We start from the raw sequence: 15034 nt of genomic DNA, 5'->3' as shown, positions 1-15034 counted from the left end.
TTGAATCTCTCCGGTAATTTGTTTTTGTAGGCAGAAGAGCAAGCAAACGAATCGCTGTGTTTTATTTGAGTGCTGCAATGTGTGCAGCGATGCATTCAGGCTATTGCGACTCTGCGCAAGCTGTCAACACGCTTGAAAGAATTTTTTGACGCAAAGCGCTCCCGATCACCTGCAAAAGTGATTGGGGGAGCGCGCTGTGGGGGAGGAGGGGGCGAAGCTAGGCGGGGCTGCCGGTCAACTGCAATTCGTTGAGAAAACGCTCAAGGATCATGTTCGGGCGGCGCCCTTTGCGGGTGGCGATGGCGAGCTTGGCATCGAAGTGCAGGCGGTTGGGGTCAAGCGCTGCCATGATGCCTTTCTCCACCCAGGTGGCAGCGTAATGATCGGGCAGGAAACCGATGTAGCTGCCGGTGAGGATAAGAAATGCGATCCCCTCGCGGTCAGTCGCCGAAGCCGCGAAGTTGAGCAGTTGGTGCAGCCCGATTGCCTCGGCGGTCATCCGGTAGGTCGGCACGACGGCATCGGCCTGGGCCAGTTGTTCATCGGTGACACTGGCGGCATGGGCGAACAGCGGGTGCTCGTGGCTGCAATACAGGTTTGAACGTTCCTCGTAGAGCAGGCTGTAGTCCAGGCCGGACAGCGGCGAAATCAGCGGCACTGCGCCAACGTGCAGGTGGCCATCCAGCAGGCCGCGCTCGATTTCACCGGGGGTACTCATGCTGAGGTTGATGCGCACGCCGCTGCCCTCGGCGCGCACGGCCTTCAGCGCATGGGTGATGCGCATCTTCGGCTGGGTGACCAGGTTGTTGACGATTGCGACGTTGAGGTCGCCCCGCAACTGTTGGTGCATCTGGTTCACTTCGCTGCGAAAACCCTCGATGGCCACCAGCACGGTTTCACTGGCGCGCAGCACCTCACGGCCTTCGTCGGTAAGGGCAAAACCTGCGCGGCCCCGCTGGCACAAGCGCATCCCCAGGCGCTTTTCCAGGTCGCCCATGTGCAGGCTGATGGCGGAGCGGGTGATGCCCAGCGCACTTTCGGCGCCCGAGAAACTGCCGCATTCGGCGACGGTTTTGAAAACCCGTAGCAGCCTGAGATCAAAATCACTTACCTGATGCAGGGGCGTCTTCTTGGTCATGCGTGAGTTATCCAGTAACTGAGTGCAAGAAAATATAGATTTATCGCACATGACTTTCCAGCACAAGCTAGGCGCATCACTCCACGCTCAGGATTACCGTCATGAACCAGGCCCTGCAGACACCTCTCTCCCTGGCCAGTGGCCTGCAGCTCGAATCGCACTGGATGCCGTTTTCCTCGAACCGGAATTTCAGGAAAGACCCACGCTTCATCGTGGGTGCCAAAGGTAATCACCTGATCGATGAGCATGGCCGCGAGGTGTTCGATAGCCTCTCGGGTTTGTGGACCTGCGGCGCGGGCCATTCCCGGCAGGAAATTGCCGACGCTGTCGCCAGGCAACTGGTGTCCCTGGATTACTCGCCAGCGTTTCAGTATGGCCACCCCCTGTCGTTCCAGCTGGCTGAAAAGATTGCCGGTTTGGTGCCAGGTAATCTCAACCACGTGTTCTTTACGGGGTCGGGGTCGGAAAGTGCCGATACCGCTATCAAGATGGCCCGTGCGTACTGGCGCCTTAAAGGTCAGCCACAAAAAACCAGGCTGATTGGTCGTGCCCGTGGCTATCACGGCGTAAACGTTGCTGGCACCTCGCTGGGTGGTATTGGCGGCAACCGCAAGATGTTCGGCCCCTTGATAGAGGTAGACCACCTGCCGCACACCTTGCAGCCAGGCCTGGCGTTCACCAAGGGGGCCGCCGAGACGGGTGGCGTGGCCTTGGCCAATGAATTGCTGAAGCTGATCGAGCTGCATGACGCCTCCAACATCGCGGCAGTCATCGTCGAACCGATGTCTGGCTCGGCGGGTGTCATCGTGCCGCCGCAAGGCTACCTTCAGCGCCTGCGCGAGATCTGCGACCAGCACAACATCCTGCTGATCTTCGATGAGGTGATCACGGCGTTCGGGCGCCTGGGCAGCATGACCGGTGCCGAGTACTTCGGCGTTACCCCAGACGTGATGAACATCGCCAAGCAGGTCACCAACGGTGCCATCCCGATGGGCGCCGTGGTTGCCTCCAGCGAGATCTACAACACCTTCATGTACCAGGCGTCGCCCGAATACGCGGTCGAGTTCGCCCACGGTTACACCTATTCGGCCCACCCGGTGGCCTGCGCAGCGGCCCTGGCCACCCTGGACCTGCTGGAAAAGGACAACCTGGTCCAGCAGTCGGCAGAACTGGCCCCGCATTTCGAGCAGGCCATTCATGGCCTGAAGGGCAGCCGGCACATCGTCGACATCCGCAACTGCGGCCTGGCCGGTGCGTTGCAGATTGCGCCGCGCGATGGCGACGCGCTGGTTCGCCCGTTCGAGGCGGGCATGGCGTTGTGGAAAGCAGGTTTCTACGTGCGCTTTGGTGGTGACACCTTGCAGTTCGGCCCAACGTTCAACACCCAACCCCAGGAACTGGATCGCCTGTTCGATGCCGTGGGCGAAGCCTTGCACGGTATCGACTGATCAGCATGTGCCCGCGCGACGGGCGCTTCCTTAATACAACAAACAGACAGCTTGGCACCAAGCTCGAGGAAAGAAGATGGCAACTATCAAGCACTTGATCCATGGTGAGCACATCGCGGACGACGCCCGCACCACGGATGTGTTCAACCCGTCCACTGGCCAGGCTATCCACAAATTGGGCCTGGCGAGCCGCGCCACCGTGCAAAAGGCCATCGAGTCGGCCCAGGCCGCCTTCCCGGCCTGGCGCAACACCCCGCCGGCCAAGCGCGCCCAGGTGATGTTCCGCTTCAAGCAACTGCTGGAGGCGAACGAGCAGCGTATTGCCCAGCTGATCAGCGAAGAGCACGGCAAAACCATCGAAGATGCCATCGGTGAACTCAAGCGCGGTATCGAAAACGTCGAGTTCGCCAGTGCCGCCCCCGAAATCCTCAAGGGCGAATACAGCCGCAACGTGGGCCCGAACATCGATGCCTGGAGCGACCTGCAGCCCATCGGCGTGGTCGCCGGTATCACCCCGTTCAACTTCCCGGCCATGGTGCCACTGTGGATGTACCCACTGGCCATTGCCTGCGGTAACTGCTTTATCCTCAAACCGTCCGAGCGCGACCCAAGCTCGACGCTGCTGATCGCCGAACTGCTGCACGAAGCCGGCCTGCCAAAAGGCGTGCTGAACGTGGTGCACGGTGACAAGGAAGCGGTGGACGCCCTGATCGAGGCGCCTGAAGTGAAGGCCCTGAGCTTCGTCGGTTCGACCCCGATCGCCGAATACATCTACGCCGAAGGCACCAAGCGCGGCAAGCGCGTGCAAGCCTTGGGCGGCGCCAAGAACCACGCGGTGCTGATGCCGGACGCCGAGCTGGACAACGCCGTCAGCGCGCTGATGGGCGCCGCCTACGGTTCGTGCGGCGAGCGCTGCATGGCGATCTCCGTGGCCGTGTGTGTAGGTGACCAGGTGGCAGACGCCCTGATCGCCAAGCTCGAACCCCAGATCAAGGCGCTGAAAATCGGTGCTGGTACCACCTGCGGCCTGGACATGGGCCCGCTGGTTACCGCGGCTGCGCGTGACAAGGTGCTGGGTTACATCGATGACGGCGTTGCTGCCGGTGCCAAGGTGGTGGTCGATGGCCGTGGTTTCAAAGTGGCGGGCAACGAAGACGGCTACTTCGTGGGCGGTACGCTGTTTGACCGTGTTACCCCGGAAATGCGCATTTATAAAGAAGAGATCTTCGGCCCCGTACTGTGCGTGGTGCGTGTGAACAGCCTGGAAGCGGCGATCCAGCTGATCAACGACCACGAGTACGGCAACGGCACCTGCATTTTCACCCGCGACGGTGAGTCCGCGCGCCTGTTCTGCGACGAGATCGAGGTTGGCATGGTGGGGGTCAACGTACCGCTGCCGGTGCCGGTGAGCTACCACAGCTTCGGCGGCTGGAAGCGTTCGCTGTTCGGCGACCTGCACGCCTACGGCCCTGACGGTGTGCGCTTCTACACCCGCAAGAAGGCGATCACCCAGCGCTGGCCGAAACGCACCAGCCATGAGGCTGCGCAATTCGCTTTCCCTAGCAACAGCTAAGGCATGACGTGTTCGAGTGGCAGCGCCATTGGTTGTTCTGACGGAGAAAGCCGATGGCGCTGTTGCTCAACCCCCCGTAGAGCTGCTACGGGCCCCCGGTAAAGGCCGGGATTCATTCTCACCCTTTGTCAAAAGCCTTGGCTGGAGACCTCGCCGCCACCACGCTGGCGGCTTTTCTTTGTCAGGCTGATCAATTAGAGGTCGCTGTGCATCATGGCAATCACCAATGAATACGTTAAAGGTCTGGACCGCGACTATGTGTTCCACTCGTGGTCGACGCAAGGTTTACTCAACCCCCTGGTGATCGCAGGCGGGGAGGGGTGCACGGTATGGGACCACGACGGCAAGCGCTATCTGGACTTCTCCAGCCAGCTGGTCAATACCAACCTGGGTCATCAGCACCCGGCAGTCATCAAAGCGGTCCAGGAACAGGCCTCCACGTTGATGACCGTGGCTCCGGCCACTGCCAACCTGGCGCGAGGCGAAGCGGCCAAGCGCATCATTGAGCAAGCGCCGAAGGGCTTCAAAAAGGTGTTCTTCACCAACGGCGGCGCTGATGCCAATGAAAACGCCATGCGCATGGCGCGGCTGTTCACCGGGCGTGACAAAGTGCTGTCCGCCTACCGGTCGTATCATGGCAATACCGGCTCCGCGATCGTCGCTACTGGCGATCCTCGTCGCGTGCCGAACGAGTACGCTCGTGGCCACGTGCATTTTTTCACCCCGTATCTGTACCGCAGCGAGTTCAGCGCGCAGAACGAGGCTGAGGAGACCGAACGTGCACTGCGGCATTTGCGCCGCGTCATCGAAGCCGAAGGTTCCAGTTCGATCGCTGCCATTCTGCTCGAAAGCCTGCCTGGCACTGCCGGTATCCTGATGCCGTCTGCCGCCTACATGCAGGGCGTGCGCGAACTGGCAACCGAGTTCGGCATCATGCTGATTCTCGACGAGGTAATGTCGGGCTTCGGCCGGACCGGCAAATGGTTCGCCCTGGAGCACTATGGTGTCGTGCCAGACCTCATCACTTTCGCCAAGGGCGTCAACTCAGGCTATGTGCCAGTAGGCGGCGTAGTGATCTCCGAGAAGATTTCGACATACTTCGATACCCACTTCTTCCCGGGCGGCCTGACCTATTCCGGGCACCCACTGGCCATGGCTTCGATCGTTGCCGCGATCGACGCCATGCGCAAGGAGCAGGTTGTCGAGAACGCACTGCACATCGGCACCGAGGTGCTGGGCCCGCGCCTGCGCGAGCTGCAGCAGCGTCACGCTTTAATCGGTGAAGTCCGTGGTGCCGGCGTGTTCTGGGCGCTGGAGCTGGTCAGCGACAAACAAAGCCGTGCCCCGCTGGCTGCCGACAAGATGCTGGCGATCAAAGGCAAGTTGCTGGAACGTGGCTTGCTGCCATTCGTGGTCGAAAACCGCATTCACGTGGTGCCACCTTGCGTTGTCAATGCGCAAGAGATCGAAGAGGGCGTTGCCATTCTGGATGAAGTGATCGGCTCGGTGCTGGGTTAATACGCACAACGAAAAAGCCGGCATTCTCCAGTAATGCCGGCTTCTGGCTTTCAGGGGCAGCCCGTAAGTTCAGACGATGAAGTTCACCAAGCGGTTAGGTACCACGATCATTCTCCCCGCACCTTCCATATACTTGCTCAATGCCCCATCGCAGAGCGCTTGGCTGCGGATCGTGTCATGGTCGGCGTCGGCCTTTACGAAAATCTCCCCGCGCAGTTTGCCGTTCACCTGCACCATCATCCTCACTTCATCCTGTTTCAGGGCTTCGCTGTCCGGTGTCGGCCAGGCACTGTCGTAGATCGCGCCAGGCAACGCCAGTGCTTCCCAGAGTGCCTGGGTAATATGCGGCGTCACCGGATGCAGCACCTGCAGGAGAATGGACATGGTGTCCCGGCATACCTGGCGGCCAGCGCCGCGGGCTCCCTCGAGCACCTTGAGCATCTTCATGGCGCCCGAGACGACGGTGTTGTACTGCAGGCGCTCATAGTCGGTATTGATCTGCTGCAGCAGGCCATGGGTCTCGAAGCGCACACGGCTGGCTTGCGCGGCATCCGTCACCAGATCGGCACCTTCTTCCCAGCGGGCTTGCTCTTCAACGGCAAACTTCCAGAGACGGCGCAGAAAGCGATAAGCCCCTTCGACACCGCTATCGCTCCAGATCGTGCTCTGGTCCGGAGACCCTGCGAAGATGGTGAACAGGCGTGCAGTGTCGGCGCCGAACCGGTTGATGATGTCTTTGGGCTCGACCACGTTGTTCTTCGACTTGGACATCTTCTCCACCCCGCCCAGGCACACGGGCAAGCCATCCTCCACCGCAGTGGCGCTGACCGGGCGGCCTTTCTCATCGTAGTGAACCATTACCTCTGAGGGGTAGAACCAACGCCGGCTGCCGTCTTCGGCCTTGCGGTAGTAACTCTCTCGCAGCAGCATGCCTTGGGTGAACAGGTTCTTGAACGGCTCACTGAAGTCCACCAGTCCCTCGTCGCGCATCGCCTTGGTCCAGAACCTGGCGTAGAGCAGGTGCAGCACCGCATGCTCGATGCCGCCGATGTACTGGTCGATGGGCATCCAGTAGCGACTGCCAGGCCCGACCATCGAGCTATGGCAGTCCGGGTCGCAGTAGCGCATGAAGTACCAGCTTGAATCGACGAAGGTATCCATGGTGTCCGTTTCCCGAAGCGCGGGCGCGGCACAACGCGGACATGCGACGTGGCGGAACGCATCATGCTGCTGCAGCGGGTTGCCACTGCCATCGGGAATGCAGTCGGTCGGCAATACCACCGGCAGGTCCGCATAAGGCACCGGCACATCGCCACAGTGTTCGCAATGGATGATAGGAATAGGTGTTCCCCAGTAGCGCTGCCGGGATATGCCCCAGTCACGCAAGCGCCAAGTGGTGGCTTGCTCGCCGCATTCGCGCTCAGCCAAGGCATCGACGATCGCCAGAGACGCCTGGTCCACCGTAAGGCCATCGTAGGCGCCTGAATTGATCAGGCGACCTTCCCGACTGGCGTAGCGATCCGACCATGTGGCAGGGTCATAGGCCGCCCCTTCGAAAGCGATGACGGGGCGCACCGGCACGCCGTACTGACGGGCAAAGTCGAAATCACGCTCATCGTGGGCCGGCACCCCCATCAAAGCGCCTTCACCATATTCACCGAGCACATAATTGGTGATCCAGACGGCGACCGGTGCGCCTGTCAGTGGGTGCTCGACGTGCAAGCCGCTGGGGATGCCGAGCTTCGCCTGTGCCCCGGCGTCAGGGCTGGCCTGTGCCGACTGCCGGCACGCCTGCACCTGTTGTTCGAGCCCAGGCTCGAGCTCAATGGCTCGTTTTGCCAGAGGATGATCTGGGGAAACAGCGCAGAATGTCACACCCATCAGTGTATCGACGCGCGTGGTGAATACCCACAGCTTGCCCGCGTCTATCAACTGCCCGCTGGCATCTTCGATCGCGTGGCGGAAGGCCAGGCGCACGCCGCTGACCTTGCCAATCCAGTTGCGCTGCATGCTGCGAACCATGTCCGGCCAGCCTTCCAGGGTATCGATGCCCGACAGCAGCTCTTCGCGATACTGCGTGATGCGCAGGTAGTAGCCAGGAATCTCGCGCTTCTCCACCAGCGCTCCGGATCGCCAACCCCGTCCATCTACCACCTGCTCATTGGCGAGCACGGTCTGGTCGATGGGGTCCCAGTTGACGATCTGGGTTTTCTTGTAGGCCACGCCCTTTTCCAGCAGTTTCAGGAATAACCACTGGTTCCACTTGTAGTATTGCGGATCGCAGGTGGCGATTTCCCGTGACCAGTCAAACGCCAGCCCGAGCGGTTGCATCTGCGACTTCATGTCGGCAATGTTCAACCGTGTCCATTCGGCTGGAGGCACGCCCGATTGCATGGCGGCATTTTCCGCCGGCAGGCCGAAAGCATCCCACCCCATCGGCATCAGGACGTTGTAGCCCTTCATCCGCAAGTGGCGCGCCAACATGTCGTTGATCGTATAGTTGCGCACATGGCCCATGTGCAATTTCCCCGACGGGTAGGGCAGCATGGAGCAGGCATAGAACTTTGGCCGACTTTCGTCTTCTGTAGCCTTGAAGACTTCCGCGCGAAGCCATTTGGCCTGGGCTGTGCTTTCAACCCAGGCAGGATCATACTGCTGTCGCATAGGCGCTCCTCGATGTTACTTGTGCCAAGTGGAAATCAATCGCCCGACTCATGCGTTTTTTGTTGGACGATACTTGGCCGGCTGAAGACTATTTAGTTCGCCGCGCATCTGGCCAAGCGTGGGTCGATCTCCAGCCCGAGATAGGAACACGCGCACATGTGCATGAACTCGTGCCCGCTCTGGTCAACCATGCGGCTGCGCTCGACATGCCTGAGGCTCAAGTCGGTCAACCCGGAGTTTTGTGCGAGCTGCCAGGAGGGATTACCAGTTTCGACCGTCCTTGCACAGGCATCTATATAGGCTGAACGTGAAGAACTGACCTGATTTTCAGATGCTGGTCACCGTCGAGAGAGTTGAGCGGTCAGTTGGTCAGTGAGGCCGAATATGGCCAAGACCAAACTTCCATGTCAAGCGTTTCTTTCAGAATAATGTAGTGATCTATGAATAGTAGCTCGGAGGGTGAGAATTATTGAGTTATCTCATCTTGGCCGCACGGGCAGCGGTGTGGTCTCGGAGTTGTGTAAAGACTAGTATTAATTTTTGTAAGGAGAGTTGTTGGTGTGTTTAATTGTGTCGATGTGGCTGTAGGAAAGTTTGAAGTAATATGTAGGAAAAGCCCTTGTGATATGTCGAGTTAATTTACAAAGTGTTTGCTGTAAGTTGCTTTTTTAGAGATATGGACGATGTCGAGTGTGGAGGCTTATCAGTTCGACTGATCACGAAGGTGGCTTCCGCCTGCGTGTTATGTGGGCGTGCTGGTCAGTAAAGTACATAGGAGATCCGCCAGCCCTTTGGGCTGCGCAGTCGCGTAGAGAACATAGTTCGGGGCGCCGCAGTTCCCTGTCATGCTTCGCGGGCAAACCCTAATGCCAGTCAGTTAAGTCTATAAGGCACATTGGGGCTGCTGTGCAGCCCATCGCCGGCAAGCCAGCTCCCACAGGGGCCGCGCCGATCTCAAGCGGTGCGCCGACCCGGTGGGGGCTGGCGGGGCGGCGCGTGGCCGCAAAGCGGCCCCGAATGGCTTAACTGACTGGCATTAGGGCAAGCCCGCTCCCACAGCCAGTGCTCAATCGAGGCGTTGGATCAGGGGGAGGGGCTTTGAAGGCTTACTGGTCTTCAGCCAGGAACAGCCACGTCTCGATCACCGAATCCGGGTTCAACGAAACACTGTCGATGCCTCGCTCCATCAGCCACTTGGCCAGGTCCGGGTGGTCCGACGGGCCCTGGCCGCAAATGCCGATGTACTTGCCGGCCTTGTTGCACGCGGCAATGGCGTTGGCCAGCAGCTTTTTCACCGCAGGGTTACGCTCGTCGAACAGGTGGGCAATGATACCCGAGTCACGGTCCAGGCCCAGGGTCAGCTGGGTCAGGTCGTTGGAACCGATCGAGAAGCCGTCGAAGTACTCCAGGAACTCTTCGGCCAGAATGGCGTTGGACGGCAGCTCGCACATCATGATCACGCGCAGGCCGTTGTCGCCGCGGGCCAGGCCGTTTTCAGCCAGCAGGTCGACGACCTGGCTGGCTTCGCCCAGGGTGCGCACGAACGGCACCATGATCTCGACGTTGGTCAGGCCCATCTCGTTGCGCACGCGCTTCAGCGCACGGCATTCGAGTTCGAAGCAGTCACGGAACGATTCGCTGATGTAGCGCGAAGCCCCGCGGAAGCCCAGCATCGGGTTTTCTTCTTCCGGCTCGTACAGCTTGCCGCCGATCAGGTTGGCGTACTCGTTGGACTTGAAGTCCGACAGGCGCACGATGACCTTTTTCGGGTAGAAGGCCGCCGCCAGGGTGCTGATACCTTCGACCAGTTTCTCGACGTAGAAGCCGACCGGGTCGTTGTAGCCGGCGATGCGCTTGTCGACGCTCTCTTTCAGCTCCGGTGGCAGGCCGGCGTAGTTCAGCAGCGCCTTGGGGTGCACGCCGATCATGCGGTTGATGATGAACTCCAGGCGCGCAAGGCCGACACCGGCGTTGGGCAGCTGGGCGAAGTCGAAGGCGCGGTCCGGGTTGCCGACGTTCATCATGATCTTGAACGGCAGTTCGGGCATGGCATCGACCGAGTTCTGCTTGATGTCGAAGCCCAGCTCACCTTCGAAGATGAAGCCAGTGTCGCCTTCGGCACAGGAAACCGTCACGCCCTGGCCGTCCTTGAGCACCTGGGTGGCGTTGCCGCAACCGACCACGGCCGGAATCCCCAGCTCACGGGCGATGATCGCGGCGTGGCAGGTACGCCCGCCGCGGTTGGTGACGATGGCGCTGGCGCGCTTCATCACCGGCTCCCAGTCCGGGTCGGTCATGTCGGAGACCAGTACGTCACCTGGCTGGACCTTGTCCATTTCCGACACATCGTTGATCACGCGGACCTTGCCGGCGCCGATGCGCTGGCCGATGGCACGGCCTTCGACCAGCACGGTGCCCTTTTCCTTCAGCAGGTAGCGTTCCATGACATTGGCGCTGGAGCGGCTTTTCACCGTTTCAGGGCGGGCCTGGACGATGTACAGCTTGCCGTCGTCGCCATCTTTGGCCCACTCGATGTCCATCGGGCGCTGGTAATGCTGCTCGATGATCATGGCCTGCTTGGCCAGTTCGCTGACCTCGGCATCGCTCAGGCAGAAGCGCGCGCGCTCGGCACGGTCGACTTCCACGGTCTTGACCGAACGGCCGGCCTTGGCTTCGTCGCCGTAGACCATCTTGATGGCCTTGCTGCCCAGGTTGCGGCGCAGGATGGCCGGGCGGCCGGCCTGCAGGGTGTTCTTGTGCACGTAGAATTCGTCAGGGTTGACCGCACCCTGCACCACGGTTTCGCCCAGGCCGTAGGCGCCGGTGATGAACACCACGTCGCGGAAGCCCGACTCGGTGTCGAGGGTGAACATGACGCCGGCGGTGCCGGTTTCGGAGCGGACCATGCGCTGCACACCGGCAGACAGGGCGACCAGCTTGTGGTCGAAGCCCTGGTGCACGCGGTAGGCGATGGCGCGGTCGTTGAACAGCGAGGCGAACACCTCCTTGGCCGCGCGGATCACGTTGTCGACGCCACGGATGTTGAGGAAGGTTTCCTGCTGGCCGGCGAACGAGGCGTCCGGCAGGTCTTCGGCGGTGGCCGAGGAGCGCACGGCCACGGCCATGTTGTCGTTGCCGGCAGCCATCGCGGCGAAGGCGGTTCGGATTTCCGAATCCAGACGCGCCGGGAATTCGGCTTCCATGACCCACTGGCGGATCTGCGCGCCGGTCTTGGTCAGGGCGTTGATGTCATCCACGTCCAGCGCGTCGAGCGCGGCGTGAATCTTGTCGTTCAGGCCACTCTGCTCGAGGAAGTCACGGTACGCCTGCGCCGTGGTGGCAAAGCCGCCCGGCACGGACACCCCGGCACCTGCGAGGTTACTGATCATCTCGCCCAGGGATGCGTTCTTGCCCCCCACATGCTCCACATCATGGACGCCGAGCTTATCGAGGGACACTACATACTCAACCACGTTTGAATCTCCGGTAGACGTTGCAGACATGCTCATCGCTCAGGCAGCGCGGCACGTTGTTCGTGATGCTGGGCGCCTGTGGCATGCGTCCTTCTCTGGTGGAGCAGGCCAAGGCAGATGATCATCACGGCCAGCAGCCCGGTGGCGGTGATCTCCGAGCGATAGGCCGGGATGAAGAACATGCCGATCAGTGCCCCACTGATGAACAGGATCACTGCCCAGGTCAGCCACGGGAACAGCCACATGCGAAACGCCGGCGTGCTGCCTGCGGCCATCAGCTTCTTGCGCAGGCACAGCTGCGAGATGGCAATGACCAGGTAGACCAGCAGGGCGACAGCACCGGAGGTAGAAAGCAGGAACTTGAACACGTTTTCCGGCGCGAAGTAGTTGATGAAGGTTGCCGCTATACCGATCACCGTAGAACCGGCTACCGCCGCAAGCGGCACATTCGCCTTGGTGGTGTACTTGTACAACCGTGGTGCATCACCGCGTTTGGCCAGCGAGTAGAGCATGCGAGAGGCGGTGTATACCTGCGAGTTCATGCAGCTGGCGACCGCCAGCAGTACGACGATGTCGATCAGCAGGTTGGCGTTGGGAATGTTCATTATCTCCAGCGCGCGCTGGAACGAGCCGACTTCTGGCAGGCGTGGGTCGTCCCAAGGTACGACGCACAGAATCATCAGGATCGACAACAGGTAGAACACGCAGATACGCCATACCACCGAGTTGGTGGCGCGGGTGATCTGGCGAGCGGGGTTCTTCGACTCTGCTGCTGCGATGGTCACCACTTCGGCGCCGATGAAGCTGAACATGGTCGTGAGCATGGCGCCGATGACCGCTGATAATCCGTTCGGTGCGAAGCCGCCGTGCTGGGCCATCAGTTGCCCGATGCCGCTGACTTCACGATTGGGCAGCAAGCCCATCAGTGCAGCTGCGCATAGCGCAATGAAGGAGATGATGGCGACAATCTTGATCAGGCCAAACCAGAACTCGAACTCACCGTAGCGGGCGACACTGAACAGGTTGGAGCACGTCAGCAGCACGATCACGGCCATGGCAGTGATCCAGGTGTCGATAGCCGGCACCCACGCATGGACGATGTTAGCTGCAGCAATGGCTTCCAATGGAATGGCCAGTACCCAGAACCACCAATACAGCCAGCCGATGCTGAAGCCGGCCCAAGGGCCGATGGCCCGGTCGGCATAGGTAGAGAACGAACCTGTATCCGGTGACGCAACCGCCATTTCGCCCAGCATGCGCATGACCAGCACCACAAGCGCGCCAGTAAAGATGTAGGCCAGGATAACGGCCGGGCCGGCCTTGGCAATGGCATGCCCTGAGAAGACGAACAGGCCTGCACCGATGACGCCGGCAATCGAAAGCATGGTGACATGGCGCTGCTTCAAGCCGGGAGCGAGTGATGTATTTGACATGGATAGACTCATTAGTTGTTCTTGGAGCGTTCTAATCCGTACAACAGGCAAGGCCCCACCGCACTGCGTGCTGCCGTGCGGTGGGGCAGGGCGCTAGCGCAGGCTTGCCTTCTGGAACGGGCACTGCGGTGACAGTGCCAAGGTGTCTGGGGCATGGCCGAGCAGCTCGCAGAGCGCGTCGACGATGATTTGGTGATCCTGCCGATCAGGCAGGCCAGAAACCGTTACCGAGCCGATCACGCCTGTGCCGCGGACGATGATCGGGAAGCCGCCGCCGACGCTTGCGTAGTCGGCCGGTGCAAGGAAATAGCGCTGGCTGATGTCCAGGCCTTCCAGGGCCAGCTGGTAGCGGATGCGATAGGAACTGCGCAGGAAGCGCTGAACGGTGTTGTTCTTGCGCGCCACCCACGCGAGGTTGTCCGGGGTGATGCCGGGCCTTGCGGCGAAAAACAGGGGGCGGTCGAAGCGCCTTACATCAATCACTAGCGGCCACGAATTGGCCTCCGCCTGCTGGTACAGAAGACTGCCCAGTTGCCAAGCCGTTTCCTCGTTGAAACGCGGAAACTGGAGGGTTTCTTCCTGGTGAATCAAAAGCGCCAGTTCATCGTTCAGGCTCATGGTCATCCTCCATTCAGCGGTCTGCCGCTCGCGCGGACCCTACAGAGCACAAAAGCTTGGGGTGAAAGCATTGTTGAGTTAAATCCATTTATTCTCACGCTATGTTTTAAAAATGCTCACCAATTATCAGGCAGCGTATTGAATGCTCTAGCGTTTGGTATTTCTGTTCACAACAGCCTTCCCTGGAGGATAAATCGCTACAGAGCAAAGCTGTTGACAGCCTCTATCATAGTTTTTATTGTGAATGCAGTCATGCACACAAAATCGCATGCAGAAAGTGCCGTACCTTCCTGCCAAAAAACAATGAATATCAGTGAGGTGTGAAATGGTTCTTCCGGTCCCTTCGTATCTGAAAGGTCTGTTCGTTGGCGCAAGCCTGTGTGGTGCACTGCAGGCCCACTCCGCTGCCCAGGCTGCAGACACGTCCGTTTGGCAGGGTATTCAAAAGGCAGGCGAGTTGCGCTGCGGTGCGGCGGTGGCCGCGCCCTATGTGATGCGCGACGCCAAGACGGGTGAGTACAGCGGCTACTTTGTCGACCTGTGCCGCGATTTCGGGGAGAAGGTGCTGAAGGTCAAGGTGTCGTTCGTGGACACCAACTGGGACAACCTGGTAGCCGGTTTGCAAAGCAGCAAGTGGGACCTGGCCATGGCGTTGAACCAGACCCCAGAGCGTGCCCTGGCGGTAGCCTTCACCGTGCCCGCTACCGATTACCAGGTGTCGCTGCTGGTGAACAAGGACAACCCCAAGGTCGCTGATGTGAAAGAGGACATCGCGGCCCTGGACAAGCCCGAAGTGACCTTCGCCGTGATGTCGGGCACCGCCCAGGACAAAGCCATTTCTTCGGTGATCCATAACGGCAAGATCATGCGCTTGCCAGGCATGGATGAAGCCCGCCTTGCCGTCATGTCCAAGCGCGCCGACGTACTGGTTGATGCCAGCGACACCAACCACTTGTTCGCCCTGGCCAACCCCACCTGGGCGCGTGAGATTCTGCCCAAGCCGGCTTTGGCCAAGCAGGGCGTATCGTTTGGTGTGCGGCGCGACATTTCGCCTGCTGACCTGGAAGTGCTGAACATCTACCTGCGCCAACGGCGCGACACCGGCGATATCCAGCAACTGGTCGACAAGGCTTCAAATCAGGCCAACGCGGCCAACTAGCATTCCCTGG

Annotated in this window: 9 protein-coding genes; 4 read left to right on the top strand and 5 right to left on the bottom strand. The window is 60.3% G+C overall.

What is annotated here, in order from left to right; all coding sequences use genetic code 11:
• Positions 1-217: 217 nt before the first annotated feature.
• Positions 218-1138 (bottom strand): LysR substrate-binding domain-containing protein, encoded by a 921-nt coding sequence (locus ACFY9W_RS15035; protein WP_391131527.1) that lies wholly within the window; start codon positions 1136-1138, stop codon positions 218-220.
• 101 nt (positions 1139-1239) lie between these two features.
• Here ACFY9W_RS15035 and ACFY9W_RS15030 point away from each other — a divergent pair, with 101 nt between their 5' ends.
• The 3 genes from ACFY9W_RS15030 (at position 1240) to ACFY9W_RS15020 (ending at position 5677) form a co-directional block, all read left to right on the top strand.
• On the top strand, positions 1240-2586 hold the full coding sequence (locus ACFY9W_RS15030; RefSeq protein ID WP_391131525.1) for an aminotransferase class III-fold pyridoxal phosphate-dependent enzyme: 1347 nt from the start codon (positions 1240-1242) through the stop codon (positions 2584-2586).
• A gap of 76 nt (positions 2587-2662) precedes the next feature.
• A complete protein-coding gene (locus ACFY9W_RS15025; RefSeq protein WP_391131523.1) occupies positions 2663-4159 on the top strand; it encodes a CoA-acylating methylmalonate-semialdehyde dehydrogenase in 1497 nt (498 codons plus the stop codon).
• Between the two features lie 213 nt (positions 4160-4372).
• Positions 4373-5677 carry an aminotransferase class III-fold pyridoxal phosphate-dependent enzyme gene (locus ACFY9W_RS15020; protein WP_391131521.1) on the top strand — a complete coding sequence of 435 codons (1305 nt, stop codon included), beginning with the start codon at positions 4373-4375 and terminating at the stop codon, positions 5675-5677.
• Positions 5678-5746: 69 nt separating this feature from the next.
• Here ACFY9W_RS15020 and leuS read toward each other — a convergent pair whose 3' ends face one another.
• The 4 genes from leuS to ACFY9W_RS15000 all read right to left on the bottom strand — a co-directional run bounded on the left by leuS (position 5747) and on the right by ACFY9W_RS15000 (position 13865).
• Positions 5747-8341 (bottom strand): leucine--tRNA ligase, encoded by a 2595-nt coding sequence (leuS, locus tag ACFY9W_RS15015; protein ID WP_391131519.1) that lies wholly within the window; start codon positions 8339-8341, stop codon positions 5747-5749.
• A gap of 1106 nt (positions 8342-9447) precedes the next feature.
• On the bottom strand, positions 9448-11814 hold the full coding sequence (gene ppsA / locus ACFY9W_RS15010; protein WP_391131516.1) for a phosphoenolpyruvate synthase: 2367 nt from the start codon (positions 11812-11814) through the stop codon (positions 9448-9450).
• Positions 11815-11846: 32 nt separating this feature from the next.
• A complete protein-coding gene (gabP, locus tag ACFY9W_RS15005; RefSeq protein WP_391131514.1) occupies positions 11847-13247 on the bottom strand; it encodes a GABA permease in 1401 nt (466 codons plus the stop codon).
• A gap of 93 nt (positions 13248-13340) precedes the next feature.
• Positions 13341-13865: a heme-degrading domain-containing protein gene (locus tag ACFY9W_RS15000; RefSeq protein WP_391131512.1), complete on the bottom strand. Its 525-nt coding sequence runs from the start codon at positions 13863-13865 to the stop codon at positions 13341-13343.
• Between the two features lie 325 nt (positions 13866-14190).
• Here ACFY9W_RS15000 and ACFY9W_RS14995 point away from each other — a divergent pair, with 325 nt between their 5' ends.
• On the top strand, positions 14191-15024 hold the full coding sequence (locus ACFY9W_RS14995; protein ID WP_391131510.1) for a transporter substrate-binding domain-containing protein: 834 nt from the start codon (positions 14191-14193) through the stop codon (positions 15022-15024).
• Positions 15025-15034: the final 10 nt, after the last annotated feature.

It is taken from the genome of Pseudomonas sp. NPDC008258, from assembly GCF_042956345.1.
Lineage (GTDB): Bacteria > Pseudomonadota > Gammaproteobacteria > Pseudomonadales > Pseudomonadaceae > Aquipseudomonas.
The sequence above is the reverse complement of the archived record's forward strand: the minus strand, read 5'-3'. Positions and strand labels throughout refer to the sequence as shown.

Bases quoted from the DNA above. Each gene is read 5' to 3' on its own strand.
- ACFY9W_RS15030 (WP_391131525.1), top strand. From the start codon at position 1,240: ATGAACCAGGCCCTGCAGACACCTCTCTCCCTGGCCAGTGGCCTGCAG.
- ACFY9W_RS15000 (WP_391131512.1), bottom strand. From the start codon at position 13,865: ATGAGCCTGAACGATGAACTGGCGCTTTTGATTCACCAGGAAGAAACC.
- ACFY9W_RS15025 (WP_391131523.1), top strand. From the start codon at position 2,663: ATGGCAACTATCAAGCACTTGATCCATGGTGAGCACATCGCGGACGAC.
- leuS (WP_391131519.1), bottom strand. From the start codon at position 8,341: ATGCGACAGCAGTATGATCCTGCCTGGGTTGAAAGCACAGCCCAGGCC.
- ACFY9W_RS15035 (WP_391131527.1), bottom strand. From the start codon at position 1,138: ATGACCAAGAAGACGCCCCTGCATCAGGTAAGTGATTTTGATCTCAGG.
- gabP (WP_391131514.1), bottom strand. From the start codon at position 13,247: ATGTCAAATACATCACTCGCTCCCGGCTTGAAGCAGCGCCATGTCACC.
- ACFY9W_RS15020 (WP_391131521.1), top strand. From the start codon at position 4,373: ATGGCAATCACCAATGAATACGTTAAAGGTCTGGACCGCGACTATGTG.
- ACFY9W_RS14995 (WP_391131510.1), top strand. From the start codon at position 14,191: ATGGTTCTTCCGGTCCCTTCGTATCTGAAAGGTCTGTTCGTTGGCGCA.